The 15,624-nt window shown below is 43.6% G+C and carries 15 protein-coding genes; 6 read left to right on the forward strand and 9 right to left on the reverse strand.

The annotated features are described in order from the left end of the window. The first annotated feature begins 95 nt into the window (after positions 1-95). Positions 96-1,406 (forward strand): NAD(P)/FAD-dependent oxidoreductase, encoded by a 1,311-nt coding sequence (locus CKK33_RS15485; protein WP_095704975.1) that lies wholly within the window; start codon positions 96-98, stop codon positions 1,404-1,406. Between the two features lie 225 nt (positions 1,407-1,631). Here CKK33_RS15485 and CKK33_RS15490 read toward each other — a convergent pair whose 3' ends face one another. The 6 genes from CKK33_RS15490 to CKK33_RS15515 form a co-directional block, all read right to left on the reverse strand. After that, on the reverse strand, positions 1,632-2,111 hold the full coding sequence (locus CKK33_RS15490; RefSeq protein WP_143822972.1) for a hypothetical protein: 480 nt from the start codon (positions 2,109-2,111) through the stop codon (positions 1,632-1,634). 118 nt (positions 2,112-2,229) lie between these two features. After that, entirely contained in the window at positions 2,230-2,805 is a 576-nt protein-coding gene (locus CKK33_RS15495) for a hypothetical protein (protein ID WP_095704977.1), read from the reverse strand. Positions 2,806-2,811: 6 nt separating this feature from the next. Continuing rightward, the gene (locus tag CKK33_RS15500; RefSeq protein ID WP_095704978.1) at positions 2,812-3,738 is read right to left on the reverse strand and encodes an aspartate carbamoyltransferase catalytic subunit; all 927 of its coding nucleotides are present in this window, start codon (positions 3,736-3,738) and stop codon (positions 2,812-2,814) included. Between the two features lie 134 nt (positions 3,739-3,872). Further along, positions 3,873-4,424, reverse strand: coding sequence for a bifunctional pyr operon transcriptional regulator/uracil phosphoribosyltransferase PyrR (gene pyrR / locus CKK33_RS15505; protein ID WP_095704979.1), 552 nt, complete (start codon positions 4,422-4,424; stop codon positions 3,873-3,875). A gap of 151 nt (positions 4,425-4,575) precedes the next feature. After that, positions 4,576-6,558, reverse strand: a complete 1,983-nt coding sequence (rpsA, locus tag CKK33_RS15510) for a 30S ribosomal protein S1 (protein WP_095704980.1) — start codon at positions 6,556-6,558, stop codon at positions 4,576-4,578. 176 nt (positions 6,559-6,734) lie between these two features. Continuing rightward, a complete protein-coding gene (locus CKK33_RS15515) occupies positions 6,735-7,415 on the reverse strand; it encodes a hypothetical protein (RefSeq protein WP_095704981.1) in 681 nt (226 codons plus the stop codon). A gap of 324 nt (positions 7,416-7,739) precedes the next feature. Between CKK33_RS15515 and tyrS the strand changes: the two genes are divergently transcribed. From tyrS to CKK33_RS15530, 3 genes are read left to right on the forward strand one after another with little or no spacing between them, the layout of a single operon-like run. Next, complete coding sequence (tyrS, locus tag CKK33_RS15520) at positions 7,740-9,023, forward strand: tyrosine--tRNA ligase (RefSeq protein ID WP_095704982.1); 1,284 nt, start codon at positions 7,740-7,742, stop codon at positions 9,021-9,023. 37 nt (positions 9,024-9,060) lie between these two features. Beyond that, the gene (locus CKK33_RS15525; RefSeq protein ID WP_095704983.1) at positions 9,061-9,552 is read left to right on the forward strand and encodes an antitoxin Xre-like helix-turn-helix domain-containing protein; all 492 of its coding nucleotides are present in this window, start codon (positions 9,061-9,063) and stop codon (positions 9,550-9,552) included. Further along, positions 9,552-10,004, forward strand: a complete 453-nt coding sequence (locus CKK33_RS15530; RefSeq protein WP_095704984.1) for an RES family NAD+ phosphorylase — start codon at positions 9,552-9,554, stop codon at positions 10,002-10,004. Before CKK33_RS15525 ends, CKK33_RS15530 begins: the two co-directional genes overlap by 1 nt. 78 nt (positions 10,005-10,082) lie before the next feature. On the opposite strand, the gene CKK33_RS15535 is transcribed toward CKK33_RS15530, so the two are convergent. The 3 genes from CKK33_RS15535 to CKK33_RS15545 all read right to left on the reverse strand — a co-directional run bounded on the left by CKK33_RS15535 (position 10,083) and on the right by CKK33_RS15545 (position 13,777). Continuing rightward, positions 10,083-10,730 (reverse strand): PH domain-containing protein, encoded by a 648-nt coding sequence (locus CKK33_RS15535; protein WP_095704985.1) that lies wholly within the window; start codon positions 10,728-10,730, stop codon positions 10,083-10,085. A 71-nt stretch (positions 10,731-10,801) separates the two neighbouring features. After that, positions 10,802-12,763: a gliding motility-associated C-terminal domain-containing protein gene (locus tag CKK33_RS15540; RefSeq protein WP_095704986.1), complete on the reverse strand. Its 1,962-nt coding sequence runs from the start codon at positions 12,761-12,763 to the stop codon at positions 10,802-10,804. Between the two features lie 27 nt (positions 12,764-12,790). Next, a complete protein-coding gene (locus CKK33_RS15545) occupies positions 12,791-13,777 on the reverse strand; it encodes an acyl transferase (protein WP_095704987.1) in 987 nt (328 codons plus the stop codon). Between the two features lie 333 nt (positions 13,778-14,110). Here CKK33_RS15545 and CKK33_RS15550 point away from each other — a divergent pair, with 333 nt between their 5' ends. Together CKK33_RS15550 and CKK33_RS15555 are read left to right on the forward strand one after the other, a co-directional pair. Next, a complete protein-coding gene (locus CKK33_RS15550; protein ID WP_095704988.1) occupies positions 14,111-14,788 on the forward strand; it encodes a lipid-binding SYLF domain-containing protein in 678 nt (225 codons plus the stop codon). Between the two features lie 170 nt (positions 14,789-14,958). After that, positions 14,959-15,561, forward strand: coding sequence for a hypothetical protein (locus CKK33_RS15555; protein WP_095704989.1), 603 nt, complete (start codon positions 14,959-14,961; stop codon positions 15,559-15,561). Positions 15,562-15,624 lie beyond the last annotated feature (63 nt).

Here is a 15,624-nt window from a genome sequence, read left to right on the forward strand (position 1 = left end):
ATATACGACAGGATTAAAGCTTTATTTAAACTTAACGTTGATTACCTGCTACTTGCATCTTACAACTATTAGGTTTAACTTGCAAAATCCTATCTATGAAAAATACTGTTCTCATTATCGGGGCCGGCGCAGCAGGGCTCATGGCTGCGTATACTTTAAGCAAAGCAGGCAAAAAGGTAACTGTTCTGGAAGCCCGGAAACGCACAGGCGGCCGCATATTCACCGTAAACAACGAGTTATTTTTTAATAATACCGAACTTGGCGCCGAGTTTATCCACGGCAACCTGCCTGTTACCCTCGGTTTGCTGAAAGAAGCCGGCATAACCCACCGAAGCGCCGATACCGAAATGTGGCGTTACCGGAATGGCTGTTTTGAGGAAAACCAAACGGTGATCGATGACTGGAACCTGCTCACCAGGCGCATGGACGAACTGGAGCAGGATGTGCCGGTTTGGGATTTTATGCAACAACATTTCTCGGAGGATAAGTATGCGGAACTACGCGCTGCTGTATGGTCGTTCGTTTCCGGTTATGATACGGCCGACCCGCGCGATGCCAGCACCTTTGCCCTACGTAAGGAATGGGAAAATGAGGACTACGAAGCTCAGAGCCGGGTGGATGGCGGGTATTGCCATATGATCAGCTATCTGGCCAATAGTTGCCGTAACCATGGCGGCGATGTTTTCCTGAACGCGGTTGTACAAAATATTAGCTGGCAACCGGGCCATGTTACCGCTACCCTTGCTGACGGCAGCACCTACCAGGCCGAACAAATAGTAATAGCTGTACCGCTTGGCGTACTTAAAGCTGATACCGGGGTAACCGGCGCCATCAAATTTGAGCCACCGCTAACCCAACACCAAACCGCTATTGGGCAGATGGGGTTTGGCGCCGTAATAAAACTGCTGTTTGCTTTTGACGATGCTTTTTGGCTGGATGACAAAACCCGCAGCATGACCGGCAACAAGGTTGACCAGATGGGTTACCTGTTTAGCGATGAGGAAATACCTACCTGGTGGACACAAGCCCCGGACCATTCTAAAGTATTGACCGGCTGGATAGGCGGGCCGGGCGCTCAGGAAAAGGCCGGCAGATCTGACAATGAACTGCGCGACGAAGGTTTACGATCATTAGCTGTAATTTTTAAGCGGAATGTGGATGAACTAAAGGCTAAACTTACCGCCTGCAGGATCATGAACTGGATAGCCGACCCTTTTACACGCGGTTCCTACGCTTATGATAAGGTGGAAACCCCGCAAGGACGTGATGTCTTAACTACACCGGTTGAAAATACGATATTTTTTGCCGGGGAATACCTGTACAATGGTACCGCAATGGGCACTGTTGAAGCCGCGTTAAGCAGCGGTAAAGAAGCTGCTGAAAAGGTTATAAAAGCCACTCTGTAATAGCGTTCCATTATAAATGTATAGGGGTGCGGAACAAACGGAACACTTTGTTAATCAATATCTTAAAAATCAAACACTCAACAACCAACACTTTACAACAAGGCCGTAAATACCTGTCAGCCAGTGAAAAATATACTTTCAACAGGTGTTCCGAACGGACCGCTTTTGGAAACTATAACGGAACGCTTTTGGAACGGATATTTAAAGCCTCAGAAAAACAAAAGATCATTCATGATGAAGAGCATCCATTAATTCCATTCGCGCTACAGCAACAGGCGCTCGTTTAACAGTTACCTGATAACTTTCGGCCACACATTCAAAGGTGCTATCATGAAATGTGATGATGAAATGCCTTGCAGCTTCGTAAAGCTCTTTGTTGTAATACGGGTGTACGCTGTTAATTGCCTTGAGATCATCTATCAGCGGCGAGCCTTTCACTTCAAAAAGTCCATACGAATTTAAGCCATGTTTATAAAGAGGATGGCCACTTAGCGTTTCATCATTAGGACTTCCGAGCGAAAATTTTAAGCACTTGCTAAACTTCGATATTACGAGTAATGGCAAATATGCCGTGGCGGTGTTCAGATATTCATCTTCTTCTGCTGCATGAAAAAGCAAACCAACCTTGTTTTCATTTGAAACTAAAAAAGGTTCAGGCGCACCTGTATCCATACTAAAGGCACCTGTTATTTCAACTATCTGCATACAGTTATTTTGTTTACACCGCCGGGCTTGCCAGTTTTGGTAAAGTACCGACATCGGGTGCTTTATATTAACCAGCAACTCTCCAGGCTTCCTGATAAAAATATATTTAAAATCAGGATTAGTTCGTAAAAATATCAGCGGCCGTAAGGCGCTTCAGTTTGCGTTCAGATAAGTTCCATATGATGATGCAAAGCAAAGCACCCGTCGTGAAGCCGATACCCCAACACTTTACCATCCAGTTAATCATATCAGAAAACTCGGGGAATTGCCTGCCTCCGCTTGGAGCCGTAGGAAAGAATGCAAAGGATAGTGCCAGGAAAAATATCGAACCGAGTAGCAAGCCTCCATTAAAAAGAACATACTTTAAAAAACCTGCACCACGCCTTTCAGTCCAACTCTTTACAAAGTTAATATTATTTATATCAGCTCTCGTGAGCCCTTTTTTGCTTAATTGCTCCTCCTCTTTCTTTAGAGCCACTTTATCATCATAATACTTACCCGAATGGGCTATGAGTAATAATGTAGCGAATAATAGAAATCCTTTATTAGAAAGTATATTATCGATGATGTTGTGGTGGTTAATTACTCCATGAATCGCTATAATGACTATCATGAATGATATCCAAAACAGCACATATAATATGCTGCTTTTTGTTTTGCCGCGGCTAATCAACCATTCATTTAACCTTCTCATAATTGCTTACACCGCCTGGCCGGCCAGCAGGTAAAGTACTGCCATGCGGATGGCTACGCCGTTTTCTACCTGGTCGAGTATAATGGATTGTTTGCTGTCGGCCACATCGCTGGTAATTTCCACACCACGGTTGATGGGGCCCGGGTGCATTACGGTTATCTCTTTATCCAGGCTGTCCAGTATCTGTTTGTTTAAACCAAACATCATGGTGTATTCGCGCAGCGATGGGAAGTATTTAATGTCCTGGCGTTCTAACTGTATGCGCAGCATGTTAGCCACATCGCACCAGTTAAGGGCCTTGCGCAGGTCGTGCTCCACCTTTACGCCTAATGAGCCAATGTATTTAGGGATAAGCGTAGTCGGGCCGCATACCATCACCTCTGCACCCAATTGTTTCAGGCATAATATGTTTGATAATGCCACACGCGAGTGCAGGATATCCCCTACGATCACTACCTTTTTACCTGCTACATCACCGTAACGTTCGCGGATAGAGAAAGCATCCAGAAGGGCCTGCGTAGGGTGCTCATGCGCGCCGTCGCCGGCATTCACGATCTGGGCATTAACATGTTTAGACAGGAAGATACCGGCACCCGCGTACGGATGGCGCATCACCACCATATCCACCTTCATGGCCAGGATATTGTTAACCGTATCTATCAGGGTTTCGCCCTTGCTTACCGATGAAGAAGAAGCCGCGAAGTTCACTACATCAGCAGACAGCCTTTTTTCGGCCAGCTCAAACGACAGGCGTGTACGGGTTGAATTTTCGAAAAAGATATTGGCGATGGTCACATCGCGCAGCGAAGGCACCTTTTTAATGGGTCGGTTTAGCACGGTTTTAAAATTATCGGCCGTTTCAAATATCTTTTCAATATCGTTACGGTTCAAATCCTTAATTCCTAAAAGGTGACGTGTGCTTAGTCCTGCCATTTGTTTGCCTTATCAACTTATTTATACCATGTCATTGCGAGCGATAGCGTGGCAATCTCTTCGCGTTCACGGCGTATATATACATTTCTATGAGATTGCCGCGTCGCTCCCGCTCCTGCAATGACATATTATTTTTAATCCTCTTTACTGTCTGATACCAGTACAATTTTGTCTTCGCCGTCGGTTTCTTTCCAGCTTACCACTACCTTTTGTGAGGCGATGGAATCTACCTCTATGCCGACATAATCGGCAGATACCGGGATATGGCGCGAGTAACGGCGATCAACCAGCGCAAGCAGCTCTACCTTTTCGGGCCTGCCAAAAGCCTGCATGGCGTCCATAGCGGCGCGCACGGTGCGGCCTGTCCACAGTACATCGTCCATCATGATCACTTTTTTACCTTCAATAATAAAATCAATACGGGTTTGGTTGGGCACCAGCGGCGAGCCCTGCCTGCGGAAATCATCACGGTAAAAGGTAATATCCAGGTCACCCTGTTGTATATTGCTTTCGGGTAGTATTTTCCTGAGTTCTTCGGCCACGCGTTTGGCCAGGTAAATACCACGTGGTTGTACGCCAATTAAAACAGAGTTTGAGAAATCGTTATGATTTTCAATTAACTGACGACATAAACGCTGAATAGTGATCTGAAATTTTTGTCCGTCGAGCAGCGTCAGATTTTGCATCGTTTGGTTGGATTTGGGCAAAGGTAAATTTTTTTGGCGATTATAAGAACACCGCAATGGATTTTAGATCGCTTTCAGCCTTTATGCAAGGCCATAAAAAAAGCCCTTCCGGTTAACGGAAGGGCTTAATATGATGAACTGTCAACTTAGCTTATGCCTCGTCTTCAGATTCTGTAGCTTCGGTTTCAGCTTTTTTAGCAGCAGGCTTTTTAGCCGCTTTGCTTTCCGCGCCTTCCATTTGCTCTTTTAACTGAGCAAGAACGCTAAGATCGCCTAAAGTTGATTTCTCTACTGATTCTTTCACTTTCTTCACCGCGTTGCTGGCGGTTTTTGCCTCTTTTTTACGGTTTTCGAAATCCTGTACACGAGCATCAGCGCGAGCTTCTTCCCATATACGTGAGTGTGAAATTACGATACGTTTGTTCTCTTTGTTGAACTCGATGATCTTGAACTCGGCAGTTTCATCAGCTTTGATTGATTTGCCATCCTCTTTAACCAGGTGTTTGGTTGGGCAGAAGCCTTCAACACCGTAAGGTAAAGCTACGATAGCACCTTTATCAGTTACTTTTAATACGGTACCTTCATGTATTGAGTCAATAGTGAAGATGGTTTCAAAAGTATCCCAAGGGTTTTCTTCCAGCTGTTTGTGGCCTAAGCTCAGTTTGCGGTTTTCAACATCAAGTTCTAATACCACTACATCTAACTTCTCGCCTACTTTAGTAAACTCGTTAGGGTGGTTAACTTTTTTAGACCATGAAAGGTCAGAGATGTGAATTAAACCATCAATACCGTCTTCCAGTTCAACAAACACACCAAAGTTGGTCATGTTTTTAACGGTAGCAACGTGCTGAGTGCCTGTAGCATATTTCTCAGCGGCATGCTGCCATGGATCAGGCGTTAATTGTTTAATACCCAGGCTCATTTTGCGCTCGTCGCGGTCTAAAGTTAAAACCTGAGCTTCAACTTCGTCACCTACTTTCAGGAACTCTTGTGGGTTGCGCAGGTTTTGTGACCATGACATTTCTGATACGTGGATCAAACCTTCAACACCAGGGATGATCTCTAAGAACGCGCCGTAATCTGCAACAGTAACAATTTTACCTTTTACTTTTGAACCTACCTGGATGTTCTCGTCAAGCGACTGCCAAGGGTGTGGAGTAAGTTGTTTTAAACCAAGAGCGATACGTTTTTTCTCGTCATCAAAGTCAAGAACAACCACGTTGATCTTTTGATCCAATGACAACACTTCGCGTGGATGCTCGATACGGCCCCAAGATATATCTGTAATGTGCAACAAGCCGTCAACACCACCAAGGTCAATGAATACACCGAAATCAGTAATGTTTTTAACAGTACCTTCCAGTACCTGGCCTTTTTCAAGTTTGGCAACAATTTCAGTTTTTTGGTTTTCCAGATCGTCTTCGATCAGCACTTTGTGCGATACCACTACGTTTTTAAACTCGTGGTTGATCTTAACAACTTTGAATTCCATTGTTTTACCAACGTACACATCGTAATCACGAATAGGTTTGATATCGATCTGTGAACCTGGTAAGAAGGCTTCAACGCCCATGATATCAACAATTAAACCACCTTTGGTACGGCTTTTTACAAAACCGGTGATGATCTCATCGTTATCTAAAGCTGAATTAATGCGCTCCCATGATTTTTGTGTTTTAGCACGTTTGCGTGAAAGTACTAACTGGCCGTTAGCATCTTCCTGCGACTCAACAAATACTTCAACAGTGTCGCCTACTTTAAGTTCAGGCATATCACGGAATTCAGAAACTGATACCAAACCGTCAGATTTAAAGCCGATGTTTAATACCACGTCTTTGTTGTTGATGCTTACAACGGTACCGCTGATAATTTCGCCTTTTGTGATAGAGCTGAAAGTGCCATCATAAAGTTTTTCGAATTTCTCACGGTCGCTATCGCTGTAGTTACCAAATTTCTTTTCATCAGCATCCCAGTCAAAATCCTGATCTGGTGTTGCTGCGATCTGCGACTTGATGTCTTCGATCGAGATTGAATCTGCTTCTGATTCAACAGTTTCCTTTTGAGCACCAGATACTGTCTCCAGCTCTGCCTGCTTCGCTTTTAATTCTTTTTCTGCTTCTTGTTTTTTTGCCATTAAAAATTTATTCTCCTTTTTCCCAATACAATTGGGACTGCAAAGGTACAGATATATTTTTGGTATATAAAAGAAAAATTTAGGTTAAATATTGGCTTTTAAGCACTTTGGATGAGAAAGTTATGCACAAAAGCGAATATTGGCGGCGTATACACGGCTCCTTCACCGGCAGTTTTTCAATTTTTGTCCGGCAAAGCCAGTTTAGCTGATATGCTATTGAATACCTCCATAAAGCCATCCATCAGCCCCAGCCGGTAGTTAAGTAAAATGGTGGTCATACTGGCCTCCTGCCCGGCGGTAAAAGGATTTGGCCAAACCCGCATGCAGATGCGTTTGAGCGCATAGGTGATCTGGTCGATATTAATATAGGTGTGCAGGTAACGGCTTTTCCTGAACTCACGGTAAAAGCGCAGGAACTTTTCGGGGTCTTTCATCTCCGCGAACTTCAGAAACTCAGTTATGGTTTCTTCCCGGCAGCTATCCAGGTGGTCGTAAAATTCGTTAATGCCTATTTCACCGGTGGTGATAAGCAGGTTATCCAGTATCAATTCAATAGCGATATGCCCTAAAAAGAAGGGCTTAACCGGCGAGCCTATGATAGCGGGTGTAAGTTCTTTTTTAAGCTGATGCGAGTGGGTAAGAAAAAAATCATCGCTATGGAAATGCCTGTCAACCTCGAGGTGCTTGTTCCAACCGGCAATAATATGGTTAACGTTTTTATCCGGGTGTTTTAGCTTTTCGGGGTGCAGTATCACGTTCTTATCCGCATTCTTTAACAGATCGGGCAGTACGGTACCCAATACAAAGTAACAGTTATCGGTATCACGGTCGAAATAGTAATGCGATAGAAAGTTCATACAGATAGAACGTAAAATAGGAAAAAATGTGCAGATGAGTACATTTTAGATTTACGATTTTAGATGTACGATTTTTAAATGTATAGGGCAATTCTTCGCTAATGTATCACATGGGAGATAATGTAAAGATCAGCGTATTAGAATGGTATATCCTAAATCGTAAATCTAAAATCCTATATTGTACATTTAAAATCCTATATCGTACATCCAAAATAGTAAATCGTAAATCTAAAATCCCATATCGTACATCTGAAATCGTAAATCGTACATCTATAGAATATTTTTAGCTTTGCACCTCGCATATTTGCTCATTATATTATTGTTATGAATTTTGTTGAAGAACTACGCTGGAGAGGCATGCTGCATGATATTATGCCCGGAACCGAAGAATTACTAAATAAAGGTATGGCATCGGGCTATATCGGTTTCGACCCTACGGCTGATTCGCTGCATGTAGGCCACCTTACCCAGATCATGACGCTGATACACTTTCAGCGCGCGGGCCACAAGCCTTACGCGTTGGTTGGCGGCGCAACCGGCATGGTAGGCGATCCGTCTGGTAAATCTGCCGAGCGTAACCTGCTTTCAGAAGATGTTCTGCAGCATAACTTAAACTGCGTAAGGGAACAGCTTAAAAACTTTCTTGATTTTAACAGCGGCGCCAACAGCGCCGAAATGGTGAATAACTACGACTGGTTCAAGAATTTCACTTTTCTTGATTTTATCCGCGATGTAGGCAAGCACATCACCGTGAATTATATGATGGCGAAAGATTCTGTTAAAAAACGCCTGGAGGGCGACACGGGTATGTCTTTCACCGAGTTCACTTACCAGTTAGTGCAGGGCTACGATTTTTACTACCTCTGGAAACATAAAAGCTGCGTACTGCAGATGGGTGGCAGCGACCAGTGGGGTAATATTGTTACCGGTACTGAGATGATTCGCCGTAAAGAAGGTGGCGAAGCTTTCGCGTTAACTACCCAGCTCATCAAAAAAGCGGATGGTACCAAATTCGGCAAAACCGAGAGCGGCGCGGTTTGGCTTGATCCGGCGCGCACGTCGCCTTACCAGTTCTACCAATTCTGGTTAAACACTACCGATGCTGACGCGAAATCATACATCAGGATCTTCACCCTGTTTGACCGCCATACCATTGAGGCCATGGAAGCCGAGCATGATGCGGCCCCACACCTGCGCGTGCTGCAAAAAGCTCTGGCTAAAGATATTACCATACGCGTACACGGCGAGGCCGAGTTCCTGAAAGCGATAAAATCGTCGGAGTTTTTGTTTGGTAACGCTGGCATCGAGTTTTTAAATGAGCTGAACGATGGCGAAGTGCTCGACTTGTTCAACGGCGTACCTAACTTCAGCGTTGCTAAAAGCGAATTTAAAGCCGGTATTAACGCCACCGAGTTGCTTGCCGGAAAATCTGCCGTATTCCCATCAAAAGGTGAAGCCAAGAAAATGATACAGGGCGGCGGTGTATCGGTTAACCGCGTAAAAGTAAATACCCCTGAAGATGTGTATACCAGCGCCCAATTGATCAACGGTAAGTTCCTGGTGGTACAAAAAGGGAAGAAGAATTATTTTTTAATTGTTGCTGAATAATTTGATAATACGACATTTTGTATTTATTTTTGGATAAATGTCGTACAAAACAAAACATACATCAAAAAACGAGGTTAATGAACCAATGGCTATGTATATTACCCAAAGTTCGGTAACCCCGTTTTATGATTTGCTAAGCACCAAGCCTGCAAAATCATCTTCAGAGTTTGATATTATTAAACTGGCAAGGCAGGGTTTCCCTAAAAAAACGTTGCTGGCGCTGGCTAAAAAAATATCATTAACCATACAGGAGTTAGCCAACATTCTGCATATATCAGAGCGTACCCTGCAACGCTATGAGGATGATGCCATCCTTAAAACCGAATACGCCGAAAAGGCCGTTGAACTGGCACGTTTATATGCCCGCGGCGAAGAAGTATTCGGCTCAATGGATAAGTTCAAACTTTGGATAAAAACCCCAAGCCTTGTGTTCAACGGCGAGGCACCGGTTACCATATTAGATACTTCCGCGGGTTTTGATATGGTTTTTAAAGAGCTTGGCCGCATTGAGTACGGTATTTTCGCTTAATGATACTCTACCGCATCAGCAACTGCCGCTACATTAATGACCTTACCGGTACCGGCGCCCGTTTGTACGGCGGCCGCTGGAACAGCGAAGGCCGGTCAATGGTTTACCTGGCATCGAGCAGGGCACTTGCCGTGCTGGAGGTACTGGTACACATACAGCCGCTGGTTACGCCGGCTAACTTTTGTATAGCCGAGGTGAAGGTACCCGAACATAGTATTCTTACACTGGACACCACCACACTTCCCCCAAACTGGCAGGACGCGTCATCACCGGCGGAGTTAAAACAGATAGGCAACCAGTTTATACAGGAAACCAGATACCTGATGATGAAGGTACCCTCGGCCATTGTACCGCAGGAATACAATTATCTCATTAATCCCTGGCACCCCGACATAAAAAAGGTGAGCATTATCAATACCCACCCATTTAGCTTTGATGATCGTTTAATTTAGTGATTAGAGATTGGGTAATTAGAGATTAGTTAATAGATAGCTTCCTAATCTCTGGTCAACTAATCTCCAATCTCTAACCTAAAAATCACTCAGCAGCTCTAACTTCTTGTTGTTATATTCTTCCTGAGAGATTAAACCGCTTTCAAATAGTGTTTTGAGGCGTTTTAATTTTTCGGTGAGTTCGTCTTTTTTAGGCTCTTCCGGGGCTGGGGCTGGCGCCTGTAACGGCGGTTGCTGCACTACCGGGGCCGACGGCTGGAACACCGCTTGTGCAGGATGATCTACCTGTATGGAGCCCGATTCGGCACGCTTTTCTTCCAGTTCGCGCTGGCGACGTAGTTCGCGCTCTGCTTCCTTACGCTCCTGGGCATACTGGTATAATTTGCGGGCTTGTACCTTTGGCAGGTAATCAACCCCCATTTCGGCACCGCCGGTGGTTTTTATGCTGAATACCGCCCCGATGATCTCTTCCTTGGTAAATACATCAACCACATCCTTCCATACAAAATCAACAAACTTAATGGAAAGGCCCAGGTTAGCCGGTGTAAAAAATAAAATACGTTTGTTAGTAATGGCAATACAATCCGGGAAAAGGTTTACCAAAGGCTTTTTTTGCACCGCTATGTAAATAATCTCCTCGCTGGTGGTTAACAGGTCAACCAGGCGGCTGTATACTTTTTCAACCGCTTTAGGGTCTTGCTCTTCGTTTAAAAATTTGTCAATCATGATGTTGATGTATTGATGCCGGCAAAAATAATATTATTATACGTGAAAATGGCAAATCAAATGTAACGCCATTATCTTACCAGCGTAACCCATCCTTTTTTACTCACGGTAACGAAATCGCCCATTGTGTAGGTACATACCCAATAATAAACCCCGGCGGGAACTGCAGCGCCTTTAAATGTACCATCCCAACCAAGGAGGATATTATTGGTTTGAAACATTTGCTGCCCGTTACGAGCAAAAACCATCATGCTGTACTTAATAGGGTTGCTATCCTGATTGGGCCTGAAAATATCATTAGCACCATCATTATTAGGCGTAAAGGCATTAGGGAAGTCAACCGGGTCGCATTTATCTTCGTTTACCTGCAGGTCAACCTCATCTAAAATGCAATCCTGCTCGGTTAGGATGGTAAAATGATACGAGCCTACCGGCAGATCAGGTATCAACTGCCCTATTTTATAGGTAGTATTGTTATATAATACCTTGGCAGCACCTTTTATATCGCCGTTGGGCATAAATTTTATATTTCCGTTAGCGGTACATATAGCGTTTTTTACTACCGGCAGCAGGTTGGGCTTATTTACAATTTTAAAATCGGGCACCACTACTGTAGTCTCCTTCTTATCTGCCGATGATACTATAACCAGTTTATACGTACCGGGCAACAAATCGGTAAATGTACCGTCAATATTAGTTGTACCCGCTAAAGTATAGCTGTATTTATCCGGATGCGGTAGCGTTGATACGTTAACTACCGCTAAACCATACTTTTTACACTCGGCATCAACATTGATGGCAGTTATAGTGATGGGCGGGCAAACATTCTGCACAAGGGTATAGTCCTTTTCATCTATCACACAACCCTGCTCGTTAACTATAGTAAAATGATAGGCACCCGGCAATAGGTCCGCAAATAAGTAGCCGCTATCGTAAAGCGCATTATTATACTTAATGCGATAACCATTGGTGCTGATCTTTAATTGTATGCTTCCTTTAATATCACAAACCGGGTTTACCAAAACCGGCACTATCGTTGGCGCGGTAAGGTTGTAATCGGGTATAGTAAAGCCCTGGACTTTTTCTGGCTGCCCTTCTGCTTTAACCGTTACTGTATAATTACCCGGCGCAAGGTTGGTAAATAAACCTGTAGTGTTGCTCGCGCCATTATTAAGCGTGTAGGTATATTCACTCGCGTGTACATCGGTTACCACCTCGGCGGTACCCTTGTTAGGCTTATCGCAATCCCTGGTCACTTTCACCTCTTTTATTTGCAGCGGCGGCTCAACAGCTGTTTCAACCGGGCTGCCCGCGTCGTAAACAACATAGGGTAATGTACCAATACTTCCTACTACCTGCCTTTTATTGAGGTCGAGCTCAAGCACGTTGGTGCCGCCGGAAACACCGGTAAACGCGTAGGCCTTTATCAAATTGCCTACTTTAACGGTTGCCAGCCCGTAAATAGACGCATCGGGTATAGGCAGCCACAAAAAAGCCTTTGAGGGGTCGTTCAGGGGTATCTTAACGATACCTGCGTAGTTGGCCATGTATAATTCGTTGTTGTAAAACACCAGATCGCCGGATGGGCCATAAGGCATAACACCCAATGATTTAGCCGCGCCGGTTGCCGGGTTCACCACCATTAATTCCGTGCCATAGCCATAAACATAATAAACCCCATCTTTCCCAACAGTTAAAGCATTACCCGGGGCAGATGTGATGTACTTACAGTTGGTGACCGTTGTTGTATTACCGGTAGTAACCAGGTCGGCGCTATATAAACCCGCGTTGATATCATTGTAATACAGCTTGGTGTTATCTACGGCGATAGAAAAAAACGTTCCATTACCGCAGCCTTCAACCTGTTGGGTTTGTAAACCATTTGGCGTAAAGGTTACTTTCTGGAGACGAAAATTGCTGGTACATACATAAAAGCTTTGTGCATGTAAAGCAATATGCAGGCACGATAAGAAAAGTATGATCCCAAAAGCAACCAGCGCTTTTGGGTTTAAATTGTTATAGGGTTTAGTCACGATATATTGGGATAAAGATACCCAATATCATGATACCAGCAAATTACAACCGCGAATATCTGAATTATCAAACCGGCCCAATATTTCAAAGGAACCATCAGCATATACCTTACCGAGGTCCTGCGTGGCGATAAAGGAGCAGGAATGGATATTGGCCAGGTCAATAATATTCACGCCACCGGTTTTGCCGGTTTCTACAAGGCTGAGCGGATCATTAGTGTCACGTGTAATAATGCGCATCCAGGGCGGGCAGTTAAATATACCTTCGCCAATAGAGTAAGCCTGCGATAAAAGCTCCGTCATCCCATACTCGGAATGGATGTGCTGTACGCCAAAGCCCGTGCAAAGCGCGGCATGCAGTTCTTCACGTATCATTTCTTTACGGCGGCCCTTCATGCCACCGGTTTCCATCACAATGAGTTCCGGGAAGCTGAGCTGATAGGTGTCGATAAAATCCAGTAAAGCAAAGGTTACCCCTATTAGTAAAGTGGGCTTGTTTTCCGCCTGTTGTTTAAGCAGGGTTTGGTAAAGGTCCTGGTGATTATAAAGGTAGAAGCCGCTATCAGAATTACCAGATTGGTTGATCATGTCCTGCGCCATGTAGATCAGCGATGAACCCTCACGTTCCAGGTAAGCTGGCAGCAAAGCTAAAACGGTATAGCTTTTTATGTCGCCATAGAATAGTTCAAATGCCTTGCGGAAGCTCTCTTCATACCAGCTTACATCATTTACGTAATGACTGCTGGTGACCATACCCGTAGTGCCTGAACTTGTGAAGATGATCTGCGGTGATCCGCTACCGGCAACCACCTGGTGCGCCTTAAAAAACTCCACTGGCAAAAAAGGTATCTGCTCTATAGACGCAACCGCCGCCACATCTACCCCTAAACCATCTACAAACTGCTTATAAACGGCATTATTTTCTGACTGGTATCTAAACACCTGCAACGCCGTTGATAAGAATTGTTCCTCGTTATTAATAGAAAATACCTGTTGCTTACCCGGCTGTATCATGTAAGCGCAAAGATAATGGTGATGTACGATTTTAGATTAATTGATTTTAGAATTACGATTTTAGATTTACGAATTCAAAATAGTAAACTAAAAACGTCGGTTTATTTACAAGCGATGTAATAGAACCTGCATATCTGAAATCTGCACATTGCACATATAACGTGTTAAATAATCCATCTAAATCGTAAATCTGGAACCCTAAATCTAAAATCGTACATCGTAAATCTAAAATCACAAATCGTACATCCTCAATCGTAAATCTAAAATCATTTTATCCTCCTTCCGCAACAAATATTCTGTAAGGGAGTTATAATTGCACAAGAAAACATCGTTATGAAAAATTTAAAATTTTTAGGCTTACCCCTACTGTTAAGCATGTTTATGATGCTTACACCGGCCGCCTGGGCACAGGAAAAAGGAATTAAAAAAATAAACGAGGCTACCGTTGTGCTGAAAGATTTTAGCAAGATGAAAGAAACCATCCCTCACCAACTATTAGAGGAGTACGAGGGCATCGTGATCATTCCGAAACTGATAAACGCCGGTTTTGGTATTGGCGGCAAACGCGGACAAGGACTTGCCATGGTTAAACTGCCCGATGGCAAATGGAGCGACCCGGTGTTTATTACCCTTACAGGTGGCAGCATTGGTTTCCAGATAGGCGTACAGTCTGTTGATATGGTGTTGGTTTTCCACCACAAAGGCGTACTTACCGAAGTGAAGGATGGTGACTTTACCATTGGTGGCGACATCTCCGCGGCAGCAGGTCCGGTGGGTCGCAGTTCTACGGCCAGCACAGATTACAAACTGGAAGCTGAAGTTTACAGCTATTCGCGCAGTAAAGGTTTATTCGCAGGTATCAGCATAAACGGCTCTAACCTGGCCATTAACAAATCGGCCAATGCTGATTTTTATGGTGCCGATGCCGACTCAGGTGAGATCTTCAATCGCGCTACCAGCACCAACGCGGCTATAGCTAAATTGAAAGCCACTTTGGAAAGTTTTAAATAAGCGTAATGGCTTCTTAAATAAAATGCCCGAACTTAATGGTTCGGGCATTTTTTGTTTAAGCTGAAAGCTTAATGTATTTTAGGTGGAAGTGAGAAACTTCGACTAACGATAATTTTTATTATTTAGACAAATTTTAATATTATTGTTAATCTAAATCATATCAATTATAGATGAAAAGTCTTAAAATAATTTTCTCAATTTTAATTTTGTGTTCCTCTGCATGCGTACAAAGAACTCAACAGGTCTCACCTAATATTAAGCCAAAAGATAGGACAGCAAATTGGCCTAAATCTGAAAGAGAATTATTGAAAGAATTTAATAAATGGCTATATAAATACAGCTCCAGTGGTAGCGATATAGAGAAAGAAGAAATTTCACAGGCTGCAATGACTGACGTAAACAATTATGTGCAAAAGGTTATGCCGCAAAGCTTCTCAAAGTGGGTAGTCGTAGTAGGAGAAACTAAAATATTAGGTTCAACTGATAAGATAGCCGAAACGGAGTTCTATGTAATTAGGGATGATAATCCGGATGATAAATATCCAGAGTTTGATAACATCATTCTTACGGCACGTGTTCCCATGAGTGACAAAGCTTCTTTGAATTGGCTTAAAAAAGTAAGTCAGGGAGAAACAGTTTTATTATCCGGAACATTCGTGCCTTTAGAAAAAGATGATAAAATATACAGTAATGGAGTTAGTTCTGAACCATATAATGTTCTAACTAACCCCGAACTATTTATCACAATTACAGACGTTGCCCAATCAAAATAGTACCGCGCTACCAGCACCAACGCGGCTATAGTTAAATTGAAAGCTACTTTGGAAAGTTTTAAA

This window comes from Mucilaginibacter sp. MD40 (assembly GCF_002288635.1).
Classification (GTDB): domain Bacteria; phylum Bacteroidota; class Bacteroidia; order Sphingobacteriales; family Sphingobacteriaceae; genus Mucilaginibacter.

Excerpts from the sequence above, each read along its gene's own strand:
- CKK33_RS15555 (WP_095704989.1), top strand. The coding sequence starts at position 14,959 with ATGAAAAGTCTTAAAATAATTTTCTCAATTTTAATTTTGTGTTCCTCT.
- CKK33_RS15535 (WP_095704985.1), bottom strand. The coding sequence starts at position 10,730 with ATGATTGACAAATTTTTAAACGAAGAGCAAGACCCTAAAGCGGTTGAA.
- CKK33_RS15550 (WP_095704988.1), top strand. The coding sequence starts at position 14,111 with ATGAAAAATTTAAAATTTTTAGGCTTACCCCTACTGTTAAGCATGTTT.
- CKK33_RS15515 (WP_095704981.1), bottom strand. The coding sequence starts at position 7,415 with ATGAACTTTCTATCGCATTACTATTTCGACCGTGATACCGATAACTGT.
- tyrS (WP_095704982.1), top strand. The coding sequence starts at position 7,740 with ATGAATTTTGTTGAAGAACTACGCTGGAGAGGCATGCTGCATGATATT.
- CKK33_RS15500 (WP_095704978.1), bottom strand. The coding sequence starts at position 3,738 with ATGGCAGGACTAAGCACACGTCACCTTTTAGGAATTAAGGATTTGAAC.
- CKK33_RS15495 (WP_095704977.1), bottom strand. The coding sequence starts at position 2,805 with ATGAGAAGGTTAAATGAATGGTTGATTAGCCGCGGCAAAACAAAAAGC.
- pyrR (WP_095704979.1), bottom strand. The coding sequence starts at position 4,424 with ATGCAAAATCTGACGCTGCTCGACGGACAAAAATTTCAGATCACTATT.
- CKK33_RS15545 (WP_095704987.1), bottom strand. The coding sequence starts at position 13,777 with ATGATACAGCCGGGTAAGCAACAGGTATTTTCTATTAATAACGAGGAA.
- CKK33_RS15530 (WP_095704984.1), top strand. The coding sequence starts at position 9,552 with ATGATACTCTACCGCATCAGCAACTGCCGCTACATTAATGACCTTACC.
- CKK33_RS15490 (WP_143822972.1), bottom strand. The coding sequence starts at position 2,111 with ATGCAGATAGTTGAAATAACAGGTGCCTTTAGTATGGATACAGGTGCG.
- CKK33_RS15525 (WP_095704983.1), top strand. The coding sequence starts at position 9,061 with ATGTCGTACAAAACAAAACATACATCAAAAAACGAGGTTAATGAACCA.
- rpsA (WP_095704980.1), bottom strand. The coding sequence starts at position 6,558 with ATGGCAAAAAAACAAGAAGCAGAAAAAGAATTAAAAGCGAAGCAGGCA.
- CKK33_RS15485 (WP_095704975.1), top strand. The coding sequence starts at position 96 with ATGAAAAATACTGTTCTCATTATCGGGGCCGGCGCAGCAGGGCTCATG.